Annotated in this window: 1 protein-coding gene; it reads left to right on the forward strand. The window is 59.7% G+C overall.

Translation table 11 applies throughout. The features are described 5' to 3' along the window. The first annotated feature begins 74 nt into the window (after positions 1 to 74). Positions 75 to 1,400 (forward strand): ISNCY family transposase, encoded by a 1,326-nt coding sequence (locus AC1DYX_RS31090; RefSeq protein ID WP_477266075.1) that lies wholly within the window; start codon positions 75 to 77, stop codon positions 1,398 to 1,400. The last annotated feature ends 85 nt before the right edge of the window (positions 1,401 to 1,485 follow it).

Here is a 1,485-nt window from a genome sequence, read left to right on the forward strand (position 1 = left end):
GTAGGGTGTGTTAGGGCAAAGTTGTAATGTCCGCTTCTAGCAAAGTAGAAATGTCCGCTTTTGCTAGATAGCTCATGCTGTCGATTCTGAATGGTTTGGAGTCGAGTGTGGGCAAAGTCGGGAGCATTACGATGGAGGAGTTGGAGCGCGCCGAAATCATCGCCGCCAGTGTCAGGGGCGAGATCACGGCGGTCATTGCGGCACAGCGCCTGGGGCTGACGACACGTCAGGCACGCCGTCTGCAAAAGCGTTTTGAACAAGAGGGCCAGAGCGGGATGATTTCCCGGCGGCGGGGCAAGCCGAGCAACAATCGTCTTGCTCCCGAGGTGGTGCAGAAAGCACTGGAGCTGGTGCGTGACCACTATGCCGACTTTGGGCCGACGCTGGCATGTGAGCAGCTGCGGGAACGGCATCAGTTGGAGTTGTCGAAGGAAGCCCTGCGCAACCTGATGATCGAAGCCGGGCTATGGATTCCGAAAGCGGCCCGGCGCTCCCGACTGTATCAACCGCGCGAGCGACGCCCCTGCGTCGGGGAACTGGTCCAGATAGACGGCAGCCGGCACCAGTGGTTCGAAAAGCGCGCCGATCCTTGTACTTTGCTGGTGTATGTCGACGACGCGACAGGAAGAATCCTGCATCTGCACTTTGCCAGGACTGAGACGACCGCCAGCTATTTCGAGGCCACCCGGCGCTACATCGAACAGCACGGCAAGCCGCAAGCCTTCTATGCGGACCGGGCSGCAGTCTTCCGCTCGCCATCGGCAACGAATCGCACCCGGACCCAATTTCAGCGAGCACTCGACGAGCTTGGGATCGAACTGATCTGCGCCAACTCGCCTCAAGCGAAGGGGCGTGTGGAACGCCTGAACCGTACATTGCAGGACCGGCTGGTCAAGAGCTTGCGACTGGAAGCGATCAGTGACATCGAGACTGCCAACGCATGGAGTCRCGACTTCGTTCAACGCTACAACGCCGGCTTTTCCCGCGTYCCGCGCAACCAGTTTGATGCCCACATGCCGCTCCCGTYAAACGACGACCTGGCGCTCATCCTGRCCTTGCACGATCGCCGCAAGCTCTCCWCGAAACTCACCCTGCAACATGGCGGGTTGCAGTACCTCGTCGAAGACCGACCCGGTACACGTGGGCTCATCGGGCAACCCATCGATATCCACACCTATCCCGATGGCCGAGTGGAATTGCGTGCGCACGGCGACATCCTCGCCCACACCACGCTGGAAATCCCTCGCCTGAGCAAGGCTACCGACGTCGATGCCAAGACGCTCCACTACGTCGTCGACAAGAAGGTGCGCAACCGCCACTACCGCGACAATCAGACCGCTGCCGTCATCGCGCAAGGTGTTGGCTCAGCWAAGAAAGCGTCCGCCCAAAAGCGTGTCTGARACCCCACAAAAAGCGGACATTTCAACTTTGCCCAAAGCGGACATTTTAACTTTGCCTTTACAGGGTGGGCACCCCGTGCCCACC

This window comes from Massilia sp. P2_C2 (genome assembly GCF_056404615.1).